Source organism: Fusobacterium sp., from assembly GCF_029258315.1.
Taxonomy (GTDB): Bacteria; Fusobacteriota; Fusobacteriia; order Fusobacteriales; family Fusobacteriaceae; genus Fusobacterium_B.
Map to the genome: position 1 here is coordinate 25,660 of NZ_JARHZE010000041.1, position 20,572 is coordinate 46,231.

Consider the following 20,572-nt stretch of genomic DNA (forward strand, 5'->3'; position numbering starts at 1 on the left):
TATGGAAGATAAGGATTATGGAAAAACACTGAATCTACCAAAAACTAGTTTTCAAATGAAAGCTAATTTACCAAACAAAGAACCATTAATGATTAAAGAGTGGTCAAAAAACAAAATATATGAAAAAAGCATCGATGAGACTAAACCTAGTTTTATATTACACGATGGACCACCATATGCAAATGGAAATATCCATATTGGACATGCATTAAACAAGGTTTTAAAAGATATAATTTTAAAATATAAAAGAGCTAGAGGATTTAATGCACCTTATGTTCCTGGATGGGATACACACGGTCTTCCAATTGAATTAAAAGTAAGTGAAGAGCTTGGAGAAAAAATGAAGACTATGTCTCCATTAGAGATAAGAGAAAAATGTACAAAATATGCTAAAAAATGGGTAGGAATCCAAAAAGAACAATTTATAAGACTTGGAATTTTAGGAGACTGGGATAATCCATATTTAACTTTAAATCCAGAGTACGAAGCAAAACAATTAGAGGTATTTGGAGAGTTATATAAAAATGGATATATCTTCAAAGGATCAAAACCAATCTACTGGTCTCCAGTAACTGAAACAGCTCTAGCTGAAGCAGAAATTGAGTACAAAGATATAAAATCTCCATCTGTTTATGTAAAAATGAAAGCAAACCAAGATGTTTTAGATAAACTTGGAATGACAGAAGAAACATATATAGTAATTTGGACAACAACTCCTTGGACTTTACCAGCAAACGTAGGAATCTGTTTAAATGCAGAATTTGAATATGGAGTTTATAAAACAGAATTAGGAAACTTAGTATTTGCTAAAGCGTTAGCTGAAAGAGCTATGGGAGAAATTGGAATAAAAGAGTGTGAGTTAATAAAAGAATTTAAAGGACAAGATTTAGAAAAACTTACATATCAACATCCATTTATCGAGAGAACAGGAACTATCATATTAGGAGAACACGTAACAGCTGATGCTGGTACAGGATGTGTTCATACAGCTCCAGGACACGGACAAGATGACTATGTAGTAGGAGTAAGATATGGTTTACCAATCCTTTCACCAATCAACTACAAAGGAATTTTAACTGAAGAGGCTGGAGAATTTGCAGGATTATTCTATGAAGAAGCAAACAAAGTTATTTGTAAAACATTATTAGAAAGAGGAATAATGTTATCATACAATGAATTTGTTCACTCATATCCACATGACTGGAGATCTAAAACTCCAATAATCGTAAGAGCAACTTCACAATGGTTCGTAAAGGCTGAAGGATCAGATTTAAGAGAGAGAGCTTTAAAAGCATTGGATAATGTTGAGTTTGTACCTGATTGGGGAAGAAACAGAATAGGTTCAATGTTAGAGAGAAGACCTGACTGGTGTATCTCTAGACAAAGAAGCTGGGGAGTACCAATTCCTGTATTCTACGTAGATGAAGAAGTTGTATTTAATCAAGAAATATTAGATAGAGTAATCGAAATAGTTAAAAAAGAAGGATCAGCAGCTTGGGTAAAATATTCAGCTGAACAATTAATCGGAGATGAATTACTAGCTAAATATGATTTAGTTGGAAAAGAAATCGTAAAAGAGAAAAATATAATGGACGTTTGGTTTGACTCTGGAGTTTCTCATAGATCTGTATTAGAAACAAGAGGAAACTTATTACGTAGACCAGCTGATTTATACTTAGAAGGATCAGACCAACACAGAGGATGGTTCCAAACTTCTTTATTAACATCAATCGGTTCAACATTTGACGCTCCTTATAAAAAAATCTTAACACATGGATTTGTTAACGATGGACAAGGAAGAAAGATGTCAAAATCAATTGGAAACACAGTTTCTCCAGATGATGTAATAAAAGTTTATGGTGCCGATATCTTAAGACTTTGGTGTGCATCTGTTGATTATAGAGACGACGTAAAAATTTCTGATAACATTTTAAAACAAATGGCCGAAGCTTACAGAAGAGTAAGAAATACAGCTAGATATATTTTAGGAAATACTTATGACTTTGATCCAACAGTAAATTCAGTTCCATATGAAGAATTAGAAGAGATTGACAAATGGGCATTACATAAATTAGAAGTACTAAAAAGAGATGTTACAGCTTGGTATGATAAATATGAGTTTTATAACTTATTCCAATCAGTTCATTACTTTGCAGGAATTGATATGTCAGCATTCTACTTAGATATAATCAAAGATAGATTATATACAGAAAAAGAAGATTCTAAAGCTAGAAGATCAGCTCAAACAGTTATGAACGAAATCTTAGTTTGCTTAGTAAAAATGATAGCTCCAATCTTATCATTTACAGCTGAAGAAATCTGGAATAGATTACCAGAACAAGATAGAGATGCTGAATCAGTTCATTTAACAAAATGGTTTGAAAATAAAGATGAGTATCTAAATGAAGAGTTAGACAAAAAATGGTCAACAGTAATCAAGTTAAGAAAATCTGTAAATAAATATTTAGAAAAAGCGAGACAAGGAGAAAATAGAATAATAGGAAATGCACTTGATGCAAAAGTAATTCTAAATACTTCTGACGCTGAATTAAAAGAATTTATAAATACTAATAAAGATTTACTTGAAATGGTATTCATCATATCTCAATTAGAATATTCAGATGTAGCAGACGAAGGATTTGTAGCAGATGATGAGATGGAATTAAAAGTAAAAGTACTTCATGCAGATGGAGTTAAATGTGATAGATGTTGGAAATATACAACAGATTTAGATGAAGAAACTTCTCTTTGTCCAAGATGTGCTGCTGTATTAAAATAAGGTAGACAACATGATATATTATATAATAGGAATAGTTAGTTTGGTCATTTTTGACCAACTAACTAAATTAAAAATAGAAAATAATCTCTTTATAGGAGATACAATACCAGTAATTTCAAATTTTTTTCATATAACTTATGTTCAAAATCGTGGAATTGCTTTTGGTGTTTTTCAAGGAAAAATAAATATTATTAGTATAGTTACCATAGTAGCTATTGTAATGCTTATTATTTATTTTTTTAAAACTTTTAAAAAATCTAATTTTTTGGAAAGACTATCTTTTATGTTTATTATAGCTGGAGCCATAGGAAATATTATAGATAGAATTTTCAGAGGATATGTAGTGGATATGTTAGATTTTAGAGGAGTTTGGGCTTATGTTTTTAACATGGCTGATGTGTATATAAATTTTGGGGTAATTTTAATCTTAATAGAAATTTTATTAAAATCAAAAAATAATAAATCTCAAAATTAAAAAATAATTATAAATAAATTGGAGGAAAAAAATGACATTTCAAGAGATAATAACAACTCTTCAAAGATATTGGGGGTCTAAAGGATGTGTTTTAGGAAATCCATATGATATTGAAACAGGAGCAGGAACTTTCAATCCAAATACATTCTTAATGGCTTTAGGACCAGAACCTTGGAAGACTGCATATGTAGAACCATCAAGAAGACCAAAAGATGGAAGATATGGAGAAAATCCTAATAGAGTATATCAACATCATCAATTTCAAGTTATAATGAAACCTTCTCCAGATAATATTCAAGAATTATACTTAGAAAGTTTAAGACTTTTAGGAATTATACCTGAAGAACATGATATAAGATTTGTTGAGGACGACTGGGAATCACCAACTTTAGGAGCTTGGGGACTTGGTTGGGAAGTATGGCTAGACGGAATGGAAATAACTCAATTTACATATTTCCAACAAGTTGGAGGACTAGAACTTGATATAGTTCCTGTTGAGATCACATATGGGTTAGAAAGAATAGCTCTTTACATTCAAAATAAATCAAATGTTTATGATTTAGATTGGACAGAAGAAGTTAAATATGGAGATATGAGATATCAATATGAATATGAAAATTCAAAATATTCTTTTGAATTAGCAAGTTTAGAATCTCACTTTAGATGGTTTGATGAGTATGAAGCAGAAGCTAAAAAAATATTAGATGCAGGATTAGTATTACCAGCATATGACTATGTTTTAAAATGTTCTCACACATTTAATGTCCTAGATTCAAGAGGGGCTATTTCTACAACAGAAAGAATGGCATATATTTTAAGAGTAAGAGAATTAGCAAAAAAATGTGCTGAAATTTATGTAGAAAATAGAAAGAACTTAGGATATCCTTTATTAAAGAAAAAAATATAATTTTAATAATTGGAAATTAAATTAGTGAAAAAGGAGAAAAAAATATGAAGTTGTTATTTGAAATAGGAATGGAAGAAAATCCAGCAAGATTTTTAGTAAATGCCTTAAATGATTTAAAAAATAATTTAACAAAAAAATTAAAAGATGAAAGAATAGATTTTGATAGTATAAAAACTTTTGGAACTCCAAGAAGATTAGTAATCTTAGTAGAGGGATTAGCTGAAAAACAAAATGACTTAAATGAGTTAAATATGGGACCAGCAAAAAGAGTTGCTTATGGTGAAGATGGAATGATTTCAAAAGCAGGTCTTGGATTTGCTAAATCTCAAGGAGTAGAAGCTAAAGATTTAGAAATAATAGATACACCAAAAGGAGAATATATAGCTGTTAGAAAATTCTCTGAAGGGGTAGCTACAAAATCTTTATTATCAGATATATTAAAAAATCTTGTATTAGAATTAGAATTCCCAAAATCAATGAAATGGGGAGATAGAAAATTCAGATTTGCAAGACCAATTCAATGGTTCTTAGCAGTTGTTGATAACGAATTAGTAAAATTTGAAATCGAAGGAATAGAAAGTGGATTAGAATCAAGAGGACATAGATTCTTTGGACAAAGATTTACTGTTTCTAGTGTAGATGATTATTTTGCTAAAATAAGAGAAAACAATGTTATCATAGATATAGAAGAAAGAAAAAGAATGATAAGAGAGATGATCGATAAGAATTGTACAGGAGAAAATGAAGTTGTATTAATTCATGAAAATCTTTTAAACGAAGTAACTAACTTAGTAGAGTATCCATATCCAATAGTTGGAACATTCAATTCAGATTTCTTAGAAGTACCTCAAGAAGTTTTAATTATATCAATGGAAGTTCACCAAAGATATTTCCCAATTTTAGATAAAAATGGAAAATTATTACCAAAATTTGTAGTTGTAAGAAATGGTATTGAGTATTCTGATAAAGTAAAAGCTGGAAATGAAAAAGTTTTATCAGCTAGACTTGCAGATGCAAGATTCTTCTATCAAGAAGACTTAAAACAACCTTTAGTAGAAAATGTTAAAAAATTAGAAACTGTTGTATTCCAAAAAGATTTAGGAACAATAGCTGCAAAAATGAGAAGAGTTTCAAAAGTTGCAGATTCTTTAATAGATACTTTAGGATATCAAGCTGAAAGAGAAGATATTCAAAGAACTATAACTCTTTGTAAAGCAGACCTTGTTACAAATATGATAAATGAAAAAGAATTTACTGAATTACAAGGATTAATGGGAGCAAACTATGCTTTAAAATCTGGAGAAAAAGAAACTGTTTCTTTAGGAATTCAAGAACATTATTTCCCTAGATTTAAAGGAGATAACTTACCAACAACTAAAGAGGGAATAGTTACAGGAATCTGTGATAGAATAGATACATTAGTAGGATGCCTAGGTGTTGGAATCCAAGTAACTGGTTCTAAAGACCCATTTGCTTTAAGAAGAGCAGCATTAGGAATAGTAAATGTTATTATAAATTCAAACTTAAATCTTTCATTAGAAGCTTTAGTTGATAAGAGTATAGAAGTTTTAAGAGAAGATGGAGTATTAAAGAAAGATGAAGCTCAACTAAAAAAAGAAGTTCTAGAATTCTTAAAACAAAGAGTAATCAATGTGTTTACAGATTTAGGATATAGAAGAGATATAATTTCTGCTGTTGTTGAAAAATCTTGGGATAATGTAATTGAAACTAAGGCTGAAATAGAAGTTTTAGGTGAAGCTGTTCAAGAGGAAAACTTCAAAAAACTTATAGGAATTATAAAAAGAGTTGGAAATATAGTTAAAGATCATAAAGACATAGCTATAAGTTCTGATTTATTTAAAGAGGATGCTGAAAAAGCATTATACTCTTATGTTGAAGATCTAGATAAAGCAACTGAAAAATTACTTTCTGAAAAAGATTATAAAGGATATTTAGGAGCAATAGTAGAGGGAGAAGAAATTATTAATAATTACTTTAATACAGTAATGATTAATGATAAAGATGAAGCTATTAAAAATAACAGATTATCTCAAATGAAGAGATTAGATGATATTTATGAAAAAATGGCTGATTTAAACTGTATAGAAGGATAAAAGGGATAGTTTATAACCTTTTAACACTTTAGGGAGAGAGCTATCACAAGATAGCTCTCTCTTATTTTTAAAATAAAATATCTTGAAAGAAAAAATGCAAGTTGTTAGTTAATATTTTTTTATTGACAAATGCTTTAAAAAATATTATAATTAAACGTTAATAGAAAAACTTATGTTAAAGGAGAAAAAATATGGGAAGATTAGTAGGTACTATTTCAAGAGGACTTCGTGCACCAATTATACATAGTGGTGACGATATAACTACTTTTACAGTAGATGCAGTTTTAGCAGCTACAAAAAGTGAAAATATAGCTTTAAGAGATAAAGATGTTGTAGCAATAACAGAATCAATTGTTGCAAGAGCACAAGGAAACTATGCTAGCATAGATGATATCGCTGCTGATGTAAAGGCTAAATATGGAGAAAATACAATAGGAGTAATGTTCCCTATTCTAAGCCGTAACAGATTTTCTGTTTGTTTAAAAGGAATTGCAAGAGGAGCTAAAAAAATAGTTTTAATGTTTAGCTACCCTTCAGACGAAGTAGGAAATCACTTTATAGATTATGATTTATTAGATGAAAAAGGGGTAAATCCTTGGACAGATGTTCTTACAGAAAAAGAATTCACTGAAAAATTTGGAAATCCAATCCACGTTTTCACTGGAGTAAATTATATCGAATACTATTCAGAATTAATCAGAGAGCAAGGAGCAGAAGTAGAAGTTATTTTTGCAAACAATCCAACAGCTATCTTAAAATATACTGACTGTGTATTAAACTGTGATATTCATACTCGTATGAGAACTAAAAAATTATTAAAAAATGCTGGAGCTAAAATAGTTTATGGAATGGACGAAATATTAACAGCATCTGTTAATGGAAGTGGATATAATGAAGCTTATGGATTATTAGGATCTAATAAAGCTACTGAAGATACAGTAAAATTATTCCCTCGTAACTGTAAAGATATAGTTGTAAAAATCCAATCTATGTTAAAAGAAGCTACAGGAAAAAATATAGAAGTTATGGTATATGGAGACGGAGCTTTCAAAGATCCAGTTGGAAAAATATGGGAACTTGCTGACCCAGTAGTATCTCCTGGATATACAGATGGATTAGAAGGAACACCAAACGAAATAAAATTAAAATACTTAGCTGATAATGATCTTGCTGATCTTAAAGGTGAAGAATTAAATAAAGCTGTTGCAGAAGCAATAAAAAGTAAAGATTCTGATTTAAAAGGACAAATGATAACTCAAGGAACTACTCCAAGAAGATTAACTGACCTTATCGGATCACTTTGTGACTTAACTTCAGGAAGTGGAGATAAAGGAACACCAATTATATTAATTCAAGGTTACTTTGATAACTACATAGATGACTAATTAAAAATTAGAGGATAATCTAAGATTATCCTCTAAAAATTTATTCAGCTTCAATATCAATTATCATTTTTTTAGCAAATAGGCTAAAGAAATTTGATTTAATATTTATTGTTTTTAAATTTTTTAAATAAGTTGGAATAAACACTTTTATTCCTTCAATTTCTTGAATATCATATTCAAGAGTTTTAGCTTCTATTTGAGTCATATCTTTTATGAATTCACCCTGAATTACATCACGACATCCAGCTCAGCCAAAGTTTAAAGATTCTCTTTTTAAAGCGATACCAATTAAATTATTTTCTTTAATATGGTTAATTATTTTTTTATTAATACTAATCTCTGCCATAATATCCTCCTTTCTTTTTTATATTATTATATCATATATAAAGAAATTTTATCAAATTTAAAATTAGGAGGGAAAGTGAAATATAAAGCAATAATAAGTGATTTAGATGGAACTCTATTAAATTCAAATCATAGAATTTCAGAATATACAAAAGAAGTTATAAAAAATATTATAAAAACTAAGGGTGTAAAATTTATAATTGCAACAGGAAGACATTATATAGATGCCTCTTGTTTTATGAAACAACTTGAATCAGAAACTTATTTAATATCTTCAAACGGAGCTAATGCTCACACAAATACTGGAAAAATTTTAACAGAACACTATCTTGAAAAAGAATATATAGATGGTATTTTAAAATTGGATATAGATAAGGATATATCAGTGAATGTTTTTACAAGTAATGGGTGGTGTGTAGATAAATTATTACCAGAATTTAAGGAATATCATAAGGATTCTGGATTTGCTCCAGAAGTTGTAGATTTTAAAAATTTTAAAAGAGATGATATTTTAAAATTTTGTTATATAGCAAGAGATCCTAAAAAGATTGAGGATTTAGAGAAAGAAATTAAAAATAATAAATTTTTAGCAGAAAATATAGAAATAACAGCATCATTGGATATTTGTTTGGAGATAATGAAAAAGAATACTACAAAAGGGAAAACTTTAAAAGAGATATTGGATGAAGAGGGAATAGATCTTTCAGAGGTTATAGCTTTTGGAGATGGATTAAATGATGCAGAGATGCTAAGTACAGTTGGAAAAGGATTGATAATGGGAAATGCTAGTGAAAAATTAAAAAAAGCGTTACCAAATTTAGAAGTAATTGGTACTAATGATGAAGATGCTGAAGCAAAATATTTAGAAAAAATTTTTAATTAAGAATGGATTTTTGTTTAAATAAAAAATTTATATTTTATAATAGAGGGGAGAGAGTTATGGAATTTAAGATTTTTTATGATGAAACTGAAGAGAATAAAAATATTTTAAGTAAATTATTAGAAAATAAATATATCAAAGAAGCTGTTCTTACTAAAAAATACAATAGAGAAGTTACCTTAGTAAATATTGATGGAAAAGAATATGTAGTAAAAAGAGAGATTTCTAAGAACTTCTTTGGTTTAAATAATAATATAAAAATGATGTATAAGAATATAAAAGATTTAAATTCAAAAGGATTTTATAATACATATAATATAAAAGTTATAATAGAAAAAAAACTAGGACTTTTTAAGTCAGAAATGATATATATAACTGATTATATAAAAGGTGAGGAGCCTAAGACTGCTAAAGATTATGAAGAGATTATGAAAACTTTATTAAAGCTTCATAAATTAAAACACTATCATGGTGATTGTAAACCAGAAAATTTTGTGAAAACTTATTCTGGAATGGTAATGATCGATAGTAAGTTTAGGAGATCATTTTTTAGCAAATTAGGACTTTATAAAGATATATTAAGATTACAGAGATTTACAAAAGAGCCATTAAATTTAGACAAATATTTTAAGGATTACAAGAAAAGTTTAATGTATTATATAGCTATTCTATTAATTTATAGAAGGGATATTTTCAGAGGAAATAAAAAGTTTTGGAAAGAAGTAATATAAAATGATAAAAAAGAGGAGAGATTTATAATTTTCTCCTCTTTTATTATTGTCTAAGAATTATAAATTAAATGGGAATTAAAAATAAAAAGATTAAAATAAAAAAATTACACCATTAAAGGTGTAATCTAATTATTTTTTCCTTTTTGTAAGAAACCAAAATATAATTCCAAGAGTAATTGGAAATAAAACAATGTTCATAATTAATAAGATTTTATTATTCATAACTGTCCCCCTTTAATTATAAATTTGGAATACTCCAGTCAATTTCTTTTTTTCCAAGAGATTTTAAAATTTCATTAACCTTTTTAAAATGCCCACAACCAAAAAATCCACGACTGGCAGAAAGAGGGCTAGGATGTACCCCTTCAATTATAAAATGATTTTTATTTGTTATTAATTTTTTTTTAGTTTTTGCATTATTTCCCCAAAGAATAAATATTACAGGTTCATCTTTTTCATTTAAAAGCTCAATAATTCTATCAGTAAAAATTTCCCAACCTCTTCCCTTGTGAGAGTTAGCAAGTCCATCTCTAACAGTTAGAACAGTATTTATCATAAGTATACCTTGTTTAGCCCAAGAAACTAAATATCCGTTGTTTGGTGGTTTTATTCCAAGTTCACTTTCAATCTCTTTATACATATTTTTTAGAGATGGTGGAGGAGTTATTCCCGGTTTAACAGAAAAAGCTAATCCATGAGCTTGCCCCTCTCCATGATATGGATCTTGACCAAGTAATAAAATTTTTGTATCTTTATAACTCGAAAGTTTTAGAGCAGAAAAAATTTCGTCCATATCTGGATGAATTTTTTGAGTCTTATATTCATTGACTAAAAATTTTCTTAATTCTTGATAATATTCTTTATCAAATTCAGGTTTTAATAGTTCGTCCCAATCATTTCCAATATTTATCATGAGCTAATCACCTCTTAATTATTTTGCACAAAAATCTTTTTTGCTATCAACAATAGAACCACATTGTGGGATTCTATTTTTCATTCCACAACCAAGACAACCAAGTCTACAATCATGAGAAAGAGATTGTTTTTCAGCTAAATGGTATTCTCTCTTTAAAAATTCTTTAGATACTCCAATATCTATAATATCCCAAGGAAGAGTTGCATCAAAATCTCTTTCACCTAAATAATAGTTTACATCCATTCCAAGTTCAGAAAGTGCTTCCATCCAAAGATTATAGTTATCTCTATAATCATCAAGTTTAACACCTTTTTTAAATGCAAGTTCTATTAAATCTCCAGTTCTTTCATCTCCTCTTGAAATAAGTCCCTCAAGTAAAGATTTCTTAGGTGGGTGAATTTTTAAAGCTGCTCCTTTTAATCCTGAGAAAAGTTCTCTTAAGAAAGAATGCTTTTCAACCATTTCATCCATAGACATCTGTTTACACCATTCAAATGGGGTATGAGGCTTTGGAACAAAGTTAGAAACACTGGCAGTTATATTTATTCTCTTATCAATTTTTCTACACATAATAGAAACTTTTTTAACGAGCTCATAAATTCCTTGAACATCTTCCATTGTTTCAAAAGGAAGTCCTATCATAAAATAGAATTTTAAAGACATCCAACCAGCTTTAACAGCAGCTTCAGCAGTATCCATTATTTGTTGTTCAGTAACACCTTTATTTATAATATCTCTCATTCTTTGGCTACCAGCTTCTGGGGCAAAAGTAAATCCTGTTCTTTTTCCTCCACTGATAATTTCAGCAACTTCAACAGAGTGAGTATTCATTCTAAGTGATGGAAGAGAAACTCCAACACTGTCAGAAGAATATTTTGACTTTATAGCTTCAATAAGAGAATCTATATTTGTATAGTCACTACTACTTAAAGATGAAAGTGAAATTTCAGAGTGTCCTGTATTTTCTATTAATTTAGAAACAAGTTCAATATTTTTTTCAAGACTACGCTCTCTAACAGGTCTATAAACTATCCCAGCTTGGCAGAACCTACAACCTCTTGTGCAACCTCTTTGGATTTCAGCTGTAGCTCTGTCATGAACAATAGCCATATAAGGTATAAGTTGCTCATCATATAGGTCACATTTATTTAAATCTTGAACAATGGCTCTTTTTATTTTTTGATTTTCATCATGAAGAGAAGGGATATAAATTCCCTCTATTTTTGAAAGAGCTTGTAATTTTTCAGCCTTTGACTTTCCTTTTGTTTCAACAAGTATTCTTGCAAGTTCAGGCATATTTTCTTCACCATCACCAACCATTAAAAAGTCAACAAACTTTTTAAGTGGAGCTGGGTTCATAACACAAGTACCTCCAGCCATAACAAGAGGATCATTTTCTCCTCTATCCTCTCTTCTTATTGGAATACCAGCTAAAGAAAGAGCGTTTAACATATTAGGATAGCACATCTCATAAGAAAGAGAGAATCCAACCACGTCAAAATCTTTTAATTCACTTTTAGTTTCAAGAGAGAACATAGGAATATTGTTTGTTCTCATAATTTCTTCCATATCATCCATAGGCATAAAAGCTCTTTCTAAATAAAAGTTAGGAACTTTATTCATAAGAGTGTAAAGAATTTTTATACCAAGGTTAGACATACCTACCTCATAAATATCTGGGAAAACTAAACACATATTGCTAGTCCATTTTTCCTTATGACAACTATTGATTTCATTTCCAAGATATTGAGCAGGTTTCTCAACAGATAAAAGATATTCGTTTATATTTACTTTCATTAATTACCTCTTTAAATTTTATTTATCATCTAATTGTTGAAAAATTTTCATCTTTTCATCAAAAGGTGGAAGATGGTGTTTTAAAGCTAATTCTCCAACAATTTTATTTATATTTTCAAGCTTTTTATAAGCTAGACTTGGGTGATTTTCTATTTTTTTATCACCGATTAAAACTTTTTTTATCCTTCTTAAAAGTGAAAAGTTTTCCTTTCCACAATCATGTAGTAGAGCAAGTTTTAAATAATTTATATCAGTGGAAAGAGTTTTATTCTCTTTAACTAATTTATATAAATTAAAAGAGTGAAGTTTGTCATATTCACTCATTTCATTAAAAATTTTAAATTCTTCATCAGTCAATATATTTTTTACCAATAAATCAAACTCATCAGAATAACTGCAAAAAATATATGTGTAAACTTGTTTAATTCTAGATTTAATCATAATCTCTCACTATAATATTTCCAAGCTGTTGTCTTAATTTTTTTATATTACTTCCTCTTTTACCAATAACCTCTCCTCTTTTTAAAGGATCCACATAAAGTATATGGATATTATTGGCTATATTTTTTTCTATCTTAATAACATTTTCAATTTTTAAAGAATCATCTTCAACAAAAATATTATCGAGAAGCTCTTTTTTTAAAATAACACTTTCAAGAGTTAGATATTTTCCAGGAAGTGGAGTTTTCTCTCCAGTCAGGATATAACCACTTGTTATTCTAACTTGTTTTGGCATAAAAGAATTTCCTAAAAAAGTTAAAGCATTATTTTCAAAAGAAATGTTAACAGTTCTTATATGTTCTTTTAATTTCTCTCCCTTAGAATCAGAAAATACACTTACATCATAAGTCCCGCTAAGCTCTTTACAAAGCTTTTCTATCTCCTCTTTAGAAGAAGTTATTAGTTTTTCAGGATACTTATAAATATATTTTCTTTGTTCCACATAGTCTGGAAAGGAAAGGTTTGGAAATGTTTTTCTATAACGAGTTATTTTCATCTTTCCTTCAGCTAAGATATTAAATTCATCAATTATTTTCTGAATATTTCTGTTGAAAGTACTACTAACATAAAGACAATTACTTCCGGAAACTTTAGCATCTGTTCTTCCTCCTTGTTGAATCCCTTTAGCCCAAGTAAAACCTAAGGAATTCATAATAGTTTTAAATTTACCTTTTACAGTTTCTTTATTTTTGATTTCATCAAAGGAATCAAAGTATTTTCCATTATAAAATATATCAAAGATATAACCTATTTTATTAGTTTTTTCTAAAGATCTTATATCCATATTTCCTCTTTCAAAAATAAAATTTACATACAATTAAATTATATCATAATTACTTAATAGACTCAACTATTTATACCATTTTTCTTTAAGTATAGTTCCTCTATTTGAATAAGTAATCTCTTTTTCAATCTCTCCTTTTGGACTAAATTCTTTCCAAGTACCAGTTTTTAAATTATTAGTTAAAGTACCAGTCATTTTTACATTACCATTATCCCAGTAAACTACATATCTACCACTTCCGTTTATAATTTCACTGGAATCAAAAAGGAAACCACTAGGAGTATACCATTCAATAACTCCCTCGATTTTATTATTTATATAAGGAAAAACTGAACGGATATTACCATTTGGATAGTAAGTGATTTGCTCTCCAGTTTCTTTCCCGTCTATAAAACTTTTTTTCATACCGATAGACCCATCATCACCAAACCACATCTTAGATCCATTAAGAAGTCCATTTTTATATTCTTCAAAATAAAGTAGATGTCCAATATATCTATTGGTAAAAACCCCTGTGAAAGGAACATCTTCCCCTTCAACATAAGCCAGTCTATTTTTATAAATTTTATTTTTTATAGGGACTTCACGAAGTTCCTTATTAAGTTCCTTTTCAGATTGCATAACAACCTCAGTAAGTTGAGGAGTTATTGGAGCAGTTTGTTTTTGTGTCGAAGAACAACTAGAAATAATAAAAGTTGTTATGGCTAAAATAAAAAATTTTTTCATAAATTTTTCTCCCATATATTTTTTTAATCTTTGAATATTATAACATACTTTTCACAAAAATAAAAAATAATATAGAAAAATTTTTTTATATGAAGTATAATTTAGTATCACTATAATTTTTTATAGGAGGTAAAGAAAATAGGAATTATAAATATTTTAGATGAAAAAGTTTCTAATATGATAGCAGCTGGAGAGGTTGTAGAAAAACCAGCTAATATGGTGAAGGAACTTTTAGAAAACTCAATAGATGCTAAAAGCACGAAAATTATAATCAATGTAAAAAAAAATAATAGATATGTGAAAATAAGTGACAATGGGGTAGGAATGTCAAAGGAAGATCTTTTACTTTGTATTGAAAGACACGCCACAAGTAAAATTTCTACAAAAGATGATCTTTTTAATATTATGACTTATGGATTTAGAGGAGAGGCACTTTCCTCAATAGGTGCAGTTTCAAAATTAACTATCAGCTCAAGAGATAAAGAAAGTGAAAAGGGTACTATTCTTATGTCTCAAGGGGGAAAAATTACAAATATTCAAGAAGTTTCGAGAGAAGTTGGGACAGAGATAGAAGTAAAAGATTTGTTTTTTAATACACCAGCAAGACTTAAGTTTTTAAAAAAAGAAACAACAGAGTTTAGGGCAATTAAAGATGCTGTTTTAATGGAGGCTTTGGGAAATCCCAATATATCTATCACTTTGTTAAATGATGATAAAGAGGTTTTAAAAACAAGTGGTAAGGGGATAAAAAATACAATTCTTGAGCTTTTTGGAAAAAATACTTTAGAGAATATAGTTTCATTTCCTTTAGGTTATCTTGGAAATATATCTTTAAATCGTTCAAATAAAGATTTTATTTTTATATTTATAAATGGGAGACCAGTTAAATCTCAAATAATAGAGAATGCTCTGATAGATGGATACTATACAAAACTTATGAAAGGAAGATATCCATTTGCCATTTTATTTTTAGAACTAGATCCAAGAGAAGTAGATGTAAATGTACACCCAACTAAAAAAATAGTTAAATTTTCAGATGAGAATTATATATACAATTATATTTTTGAAGAGGTTAATAAAAAACTTTTTGGAGATGATGATTTTATAGCTCCAGTTATAAAACCAAAAGAACAAGAAGAGAAAGTAGAAAATGCTAAAAGTTTCGAAAAAGAAAAAATAGAGGCTGAAAAAATTTCTTTAGATAATTTTTTTGAAAATTTTTCAAAAAAAGAGGTGGAAGAGAGAAAAGAAGAAGAGATTTTTCAAGTAGCAGAACCAATTCAAGAAAAAAATGAAGAGGAAAAAGCAGAAGACAAACTTTTGAAAATTAATAATTTTTTTCAAGAAAAAGAAAAAAATACAAAAAAAATCTTTGCAAATAACGAAAAAACTGATAAACTAAAGAGTAGTGAAGAGGAAATAAAAAAAATAATTGATTTTTCTGAAAAAAGGGATATAATATCAAAAAATGTTTCAAAGGAAAATTTTAAAATAATAGGACAATTAGCAGATACTTATATTTTAATTGAAAGAAATGAAAATCTTGAAATTTATGATCAACATATTATACATGAAAGAATTTTATATGAAAAATATAAAAAATTATATTATAATAAAGAGATCACAACTCAACAACTTTTAGTTCCTGTTAAGTTTAGAATATCAAATAAAGAGAAAGAGTTAGTTGAGGAAAATATAGAAATTTTAAAAACTTTTGGATTTGATATTGATTTTTTTGATAAAAATGATATCCTTATAAGAGGGATACCTAATTTTAAAATTCTTTGTAGTGTGGAAGAATTAGTAAAAGAGATAATAGAGGATTTAAAAAATTCAAAAGTAAGAAATACTCTTTTGGAAGAAAGTATAATAATGTCATCTTGTAAGGGAGCTATAAAGGCTAATCAAAAACTTACAATGGAAGAGATGAAAATATTATTAGAAAAATTATTTGAAATCGAAGAATACACTTGTCCTCACGGAAGACCGATTCTTTTAAAAATGTCTTTAAATGACATAGAAAGACATTTTGGTCGTCTAGGGAGTAAATAATAAGGAGTTACTTTGAATATAAATATAATTTGTGTAGGGAAAATAAAAGAAAAATATATTTTAGATGGAATAGCAGAGTTTAGTAAGAGAATGCAGGCTTTTGGAAAATTCAAGATAGTTGAATTAAAGGAGTTTGGAAATGATTCGGATAGAAATTCATCTATTTTAAAAGAAGCTAAAAGTATAATTGAGGCTTTGGATAAAAATAAAGGATATAACATTCTACTTGATATTGGTGGAAAAAATTTTTCATCAGAGCAAATGGCTAAAGAGATCGAAGAGATATGTGTGAAAGGTTATAGCACAATAAATTTTATCATTGGAGGTTCTTATGGAGTTTCTGATGAGATAAGAGGGTTATCAAACTTATCTTTAAGTTTTTCAAAGATGACATTTCCTCATCAATTGATGAGACTTATATTGTCTGAACAAATTTATAGATGGTTTAGTATAATAAATAATATAAAGTATCATAAATAGTAAAAGTAAATAGGAGGGATTTTTTATGTATTTACCTGGGGACTATTTTAGGCAAATGGTTTTAGGAGAAGAAATTGAATTTGAAATAGTGGCAACATTAACTTATGACAATGATGATTATGTTATTGCTGAAAGTGGAGATGGAGAAAGATATGTATTCTTAGCTAATGATGAAGAAGATTTAGAATATATAGATGATGAAGATCAAGTTGAAGAAATCGTTGAATATTGGGAAAATGAATATGATAGTGGAGAAGATATAGGCGATTGGGAAGATGATGAATATTATGATAGAGATGATGCTCGTAGCTCAAGAGATAGATATGACAATGAAGACTATCACGATGAAGAGGATTATTAATGAAAGTTTCTTTAAAAATTAAAACTTTTGAGAACCAAAAAGAGTTGTTAGATAAAATAGTAAAAGCATTAAAAAAAATTGAGAGAGAATATATATCTTATATTTATGTAGACGAATTTGGAAAAAATATTATAAAAATTTTTAAAGATTCTGTTATAATAGAAAGAAGTGGACAAGTTAAAAGTACAGTTTTATTGAAAAAAAATTGTGAGACAGATTTAGAGTATAAGAATCAATATTTAGATATGAGATTAACTATATTCACTAAAAAATTAGATATTCATAATGAGGGATTTAAAACTGAATATACAATTTATCAAGGAAAAGAAATAATAAATAAAATTATTATTTCAGTGGAAGAGCTTTCCTAAAAAGTAGGAGGAACAAATGAAAAAGTTTATATTTATTGCTATTTTGGCAAATCTTTTTTACAGTTGTCAAAGTTTAAATCCATTAGTAAATAATGGAACACAGTCATATAATGCAGGATTAAATGCACAAGTTGAAAAGGATAAAGAACTTACTCAAGAAAGTTTCTTTTTAAGTGATACAGGAGTAGCATATTTTTTAGATATGGTTTCTGGAAATGTTAAAAATAATGTTACAAGAAGTTATTTAAATGGAAATGCAGTTGATATTTATCTAGGTGAATATGTAGCAATACCAACTGGGGCATACAATGTTTCAGTACTTACAGCACCAAAGGAAAAATCTTTTGAAGCTTTTATAAGAGGTGGAGTTTTTTATTTTAGAAGTTTATATCAAGGAAAGTATGGTTTTTCTTTAGAGAAATATGGAGAGCCAGCACAAACTATTGTTATAAATAATAAATCTCGTTATAGAGTATCTGCTTTTGATTTAAATAATCTTATTTTAAAAAATGCAGAGGAAAAAGATTTAGGGAAGTTAAAAAATAGTGTTCAAGCATTTAAAATATTATTCCCTGAAAATCCAAAGATAAAAGATGTTTCAATGTTATTATTTAATCAAGCTGTTATGAACAGTGATAAGCAAGTAGTAAATAGTGAGGCTAATTTCTTAGAAGAAAATTTTAATTTATCTCCAGAAGAAAAAATAAAATTAGTTTTAGGAAAAGAACAGGCTTTACAAAATGATTATGTTTTAAGTCAAAAATATTTAACTTTTTCAGAAAATGGACCTGAACTTAATGAAATTATAAAAAATAATGTTATAAAAAGAGGGAAACCAACAAATGAGGAATTAGTTTTCCTTGAAGAGTATTATGCAAACAAACCAAGTAGAGAGTTAGCTGATGCTTTGGGAGTTTTCTATTTTAGAAATGGAAATATAGACAAGGGAACTCATTATTCAGAAAATAAGATGGGAGTTTTACCAAAGGCTTTAAAAGATAGGATAAATACTTATACAGATAGATTTATAAAAAATGAATCAAAACAGGTGGAAGAAATAATAACAGGGGATCTTGGTAATGGATTCAAAGGACTTTATCAAAGTGGACTTGATTATTATGGTACAGAAAGTTATGCAGAAGCAATACTTGTCTTAGAAAAAGCAAAACAACAACTTAAAGGAGATTTGACAGAGAATCAAAACTTGTATTATTTATTAGGTAATTCATATTACTTAACTAATAATTATGAAAAAGCTCAAGAAAATTTTGAAGCTATTACAAAAGAAAGTAAAAATTATCCTGAGGTTGCATATAAATTAGGAGAAATTGCTTTTAAACAAGGAAATAAAAGTAAAGCTGAAAAAATATTTAATGATGTTAGTGCAGAATATGGCTCTACAATTTGGGGAAGAAGAAGTATAATATATTTAAGAAAGATAAAATAAAAATAAAGGAGATAGATTAATGAAAAGATATGCTGATATGGTTGCTGAAGATCGTCTTTTAGCAGAACAATGGCAAAAAGTTGCTGAAATTAAAGAATTAGGATTTGATCCATTTGGAAAGAAATATGACAAAGAATTTATGATAGGAGATATCTTAGCTCAAGATGTTCCTGCTGAAGATGCAGAGGTAAAACCAGTATATAAAACTGCTGGAAGAATAATGGGATATAGAATCCAAGGTAAAGCTGGATTTGCTCATTTAGAGGACCAAACAGGAAGAATTCAATTCTATGCTAGAAAAGATTCTTTTGAAGATGAAAAAGTATGGGAATTAATAAAAAAATGTGGAGTTGGAGATATAGTTGGTATCACAGGAACTCTATTTGTAACAAAAACTGGAGAAAAAACTTTAAGAGTAAGTGAGTTCACTTTACTTTCTAAAAACGTTAAAGCATTACCAGAAAAATTCCACGGTTTAACAGATATTGAAACAAGATATAGAAAAAGACATATAGACTTAATAATGAATAGAGAAGTAAAAGATACTTTCATAAAAAGAACTAGAATCATAAGTGAAATAAGAAGTTTCTTAAATGAAAGACATTTCTTAGAGGTTGAAACTCCAATGTTACACCCAATCGTTGGTGGAGCAGCTGCAAAACCTTTCATAACTCACCACAATGCATTGGATATGCCACTATACTTAAGAATAGCTCCAGAATTATATCTTAAAAAATTAATCGTTGGAGGATTTGACAGAGTATATGAAATCAATAGATGTTTCAGAAACGAAGGAATCTCTACAAGACATAACCCAGAATTTACATCAATAGAGCTATATATGGCTTATGCTGATTATCAATCAATGATGGATTTAACTGAGGCAATATTCCAACACGTTGCTAAAAAAGTTTTAGGAACATTACAAATACAATACAATGGAAAAGATTTAGATCTATCTAAATTCCACAGAGTACATATGGTTGACATAATAAAAGAGGTTACAGGAGTTGACTTCTGGAAAGAGATGACTTTCGAAGAAGCTAAAGCAATAGCAAAAGAGCACGGAGTTGAAGTTTTACCTCATATGACTGGAGTAGGACATATTATAAACCAATTCTTTGAAGATAAATGTGAGTCAAAAGTAACTCAACCAACATTTATTTATGGACATCCAGTAGAAATTTCTCCATTATCAAAAAGATTCCCTAATGATCCAAGATTTACAGAAAGATTTGAATTATTTATCGATTCAAGAGAATATGCAAACGCTTTCTCTGAGTTAAATGACCCAGCAGATCAAAGAGGAAGATTCGAAGCTCAAATAGAAGAGGCTGAATTAGGAAATGATGAGGCTACTCCAGAAATAGACGATTCATTTATCGAAGCTCTAGAGGCAGCTCTTCCACCAACTGGAGGATTAGGAATAGGAATTGACAGACTTGTTATGTTATTAACAGGAAGTCCTACAATAAAAGATGTAATCTTATTCCCAACATTAAAAAATTTAAAATAATTTAA

19 protein-coding genes are annotated in these 20,572 nt (G+C 28.3%); 13 read left to right on the forward strand and 6 right to left on the reverse strand.

The window, feature by feature from the left end:
- Nucleotide 1: 1 nt before the first annotated feature.
- From ileS to Q1J48_RS03100, 5 genes are all read left to right on the forward strand, one after another.
- Entirely contained in the window at nt 2–2,779 is a 2,778-nt protein-coding gene (gene ileS, locus Q1J48_RS03080; RefSeq protein ID WP_300361131.1) for an isoleucine--tRNA ligase, read from the forward strand.
- A 13-nt stretch (nt 2,780–2,792) separates the two neighbouring features.
- A complete protein-coding gene (gene lspA, locus Q1J48_RS03085) occupies nt 2,793–3,254 on the forward strand; it encodes a signal peptidase II (RefSeq protein WP_498040966.1) in 462 nt (153 codons plus the stop codon).
- Between the two features lie 31 nt (nt 3,255–3,285).
- A complete protein-coding gene (glyQ, locus tag Q1J48_RS03090; protein ID WP_300329736.1) occupies nt 3,286–4,161 on the forward strand; it encodes a glycine--tRNA ligase subunit alpha in 876 nt (291 codons plus the stop codon).
- Between the two features lie 44 nt (nt 4,162–4,205).
- Entirely contained in the window at nt 4,206–6,275 is a 2,070-nt protein-coding gene (gene glyS / locus Q1J48_RS03095) for a glycine--tRNA ligase subunit beta (protein WP_300361137.1), read from the forward strand.
- 191 nt (nt 6,276–6,466) lie between these two features.
- Nucleotides 6,467–7,660, forward strand: coding sequence for a coenzyme F420-0:L-glutamate ligase (locus Q1J48_RS03100; RefSeq protein ID WP_300329730.1), 1,194 nt, complete (start codon nt 6,467–6,469; stop codon nt 7,658–7,660).
- A 40-nt stretch (nt 7,661–7,700) separates the two neighbouring features.
- Here Q1J48_RS03100 and Q1J48_RS03105 read toward each other — a convergent pair whose 3' ends face one another.
- A complete protein-coding gene (locus Q1J48_RS03105) occupies nt 7,701–7,865 on the reverse strand; it encodes a hypothetical protein (RefSeq protein ID WP_300329728.1) in 165 nt (54 codons plus the stop codon).
- Between the two features lie 216 nt (nt 7,866–8,081).
- On the opposite strand from Q1J48_RS03105, the gene Q1J48_RS03110 reads away from it, so the two are divergent.
- Complete coding sequence (locus Q1J48_RS03110) at nt 8,082–8,888, forward strand: Cof-type HAD-IIB family hydrolase (RefSeq protein ID WP_300361140.1); 807 nt, start codon at nt 8,082–8,084, stop codon at nt 8,886–8,888.
- Between the two features lie 56 nt (nt 8,889–8,944).
- On the forward strand, nt 8,945–9,616 hold the full coding sequence (locus Q1J48_RS03115) for a hypothetical protein (RefSeq protein ID WP_300329724.1): 672 nt from the start codon (nt 8,945–8,947) through the stop codon (nt 9,614–9,616).
- A gap of 238 nt (nt 9,617–9,854) precedes the next feature.
- On the opposite strand, the gene Q1J48_RS03120 is transcribed toward Q1J48_RS03115, so the two are convergent.
- The 5 genes from Q1J48_RS03120 to Q1J48_RS03140 form a co-directional block, all read right to left on the reverse strand.
- Nucleotides 9,855–10,529 carry a uracil-DNA glycosylase gene (locus Q1J48_RS03120; RefSeq protein WP_300329721.1) on the reverse strand — a complete coding sequence of 225 codons (675 nt, stop codon included), beginning with the start codon at nt 10,527–10,529 and terminating at the stop codon, nt 9,855–9,857.
- Nucleotides 10,530–10,547: 18 nt separating this feature from the next.
- Nucleotides 10,548–12,329: a TIGR03960 family B12-binding radical SAM protein gene (locus tag Q1J48_RS03125; protein ID WP_300361143.1), complete on the reverse strand. Its 1,782-nt coding sequence runs from the start codon at nt 12,327–12,329 to the stop codon at nt 10,548–10,550.
- An 18-nt stretch (nt 12,330–12,347) separates the two neighbouring features.
- Complete coding sequence (locus tag Q1J48_RS03130; RefSeq protein WP_300361146.1) at nt 12,348–12,770, reverse strand: phosphohydrolase; 423 nt, start codon at nt 12,768–12,770, stop codon at nt 12,348–12,350.
- The gene (locus Q1J48_RS03135; RefSeq protein WP_300361149.1) at nt 12,763–13,614 is read right to left on the reverse strand and encodes a KH domain-containing protein; all 852 of its coding nucleotides are present in this window, start codon (nt 13,612–13,614) and stop codon (nt 12,763–12,765) included. Before Q1J48_RS03135 ends, Q1J48_RS03130 begins: the two co-directional genes overlap by 8 nt.
- A gap of 66 nt (nt 13,615–13,680) precedes the next feature.
- Nucleotides 13,681–14,340, reverse strand: coding sequence for a toxin-antitoxin system YwqK family antitoxin (locus Q1J48_RS03140; protein WP_300329710.1), 660 nt, complete (start codon nt 14,338–14,340; stop codon nt 13,681–13,683).
- 153 nt (nt 14,341–14,493) lie between these two features.
- On the opposite strand from Q1J48_RS03140, the gene mutL reads away from it, so the two are divergent.
- The 6 genes from mutL to lysS are packed head-to-tail and all read left to right on the forward strand — an operon-like array spanning nt 14,494 to nt 20,567.
- Nucleotides 14,494–16,392 carry a DNA mismatch repair endonuclease MutL gene (gene mutL / locus Q1J48_RS03145; protein ID WP_367181831.1) on the forward strand — a complete coding sequence of 633 codons (1,899 nt, stop codon included), beginning with the start codon at nt 14,494–14,496 and terminating at the stop codon, nt 16,390–16,392.
- A gap of 12 nt (nt 16,393–16,404) precedes the next feature.
- Nucleotides 16,405–16,872, forward strand: coding sequence for a 23S rRNA (pseudouridine(1915)-N(3))-methyltransferase RlmH (gene rlmH / locus Q1J48_RS03150; RefSeq protein ID WP_300361151.1), 468 nt, complete (start codon nt 16,405–16,407; stop codon nt 16,870–16,872).
- 25 nt (nt 16,873–16,897) lie between these two features.
- Nucleotides 16,898–17,233: a DUF1292 domain-containing protein gene (locus tag Q1J48_RS03155; protein WP_300329704.1), complete on the forward strand. Its 336-nt coding sequence runs from the start codon at nt 16,898–16,900 to the stop codon at nt 17,231–17,233.
- Nucleotides 17,233–17,604, forward strand: a complete 372-nt coding sequence (locus Q1J48_RS03160) for a DUF1934 family protein (protein ID WP_300361154.1) — start codon at nt 17,233–17,235, stop codon at nt 17,602–17,604. The genes Q1J48_RS03155 and Q1J48_RS03160 overlap by 1 nt, the downstream gene beginning before the upstream one ends.
- A gap of 16 nt (nt 17,605–17,620) precedes the next feature.
- On the forward strand, nt 17,621–19,051 hold the full coding sequence (locus Q1J48_RS03165) for a tetratricopeptide repeat protein (RefSeq protein ID WP_300361157.1): 1,431 nt from the start codon (nt 17,621–17,623) through the stop codon (nt 19,049–19,051).
- Nucleotides 19,052–19,070: 19 nt separating this feature from the next.
- A complete protein-coding gene (gene lysS / locus Q1J48_RS03170; RefSeq protein ID WP_300329694.1) occupies nt 19,071–20,567 on the forward strand; it encodes a lysine--tRNA ligase in 1,497 nt (498 codons plus the stop codon).
- The last annotated feature ends 5 nt before the right edge of the window (nt 20,568–20,572 follow it).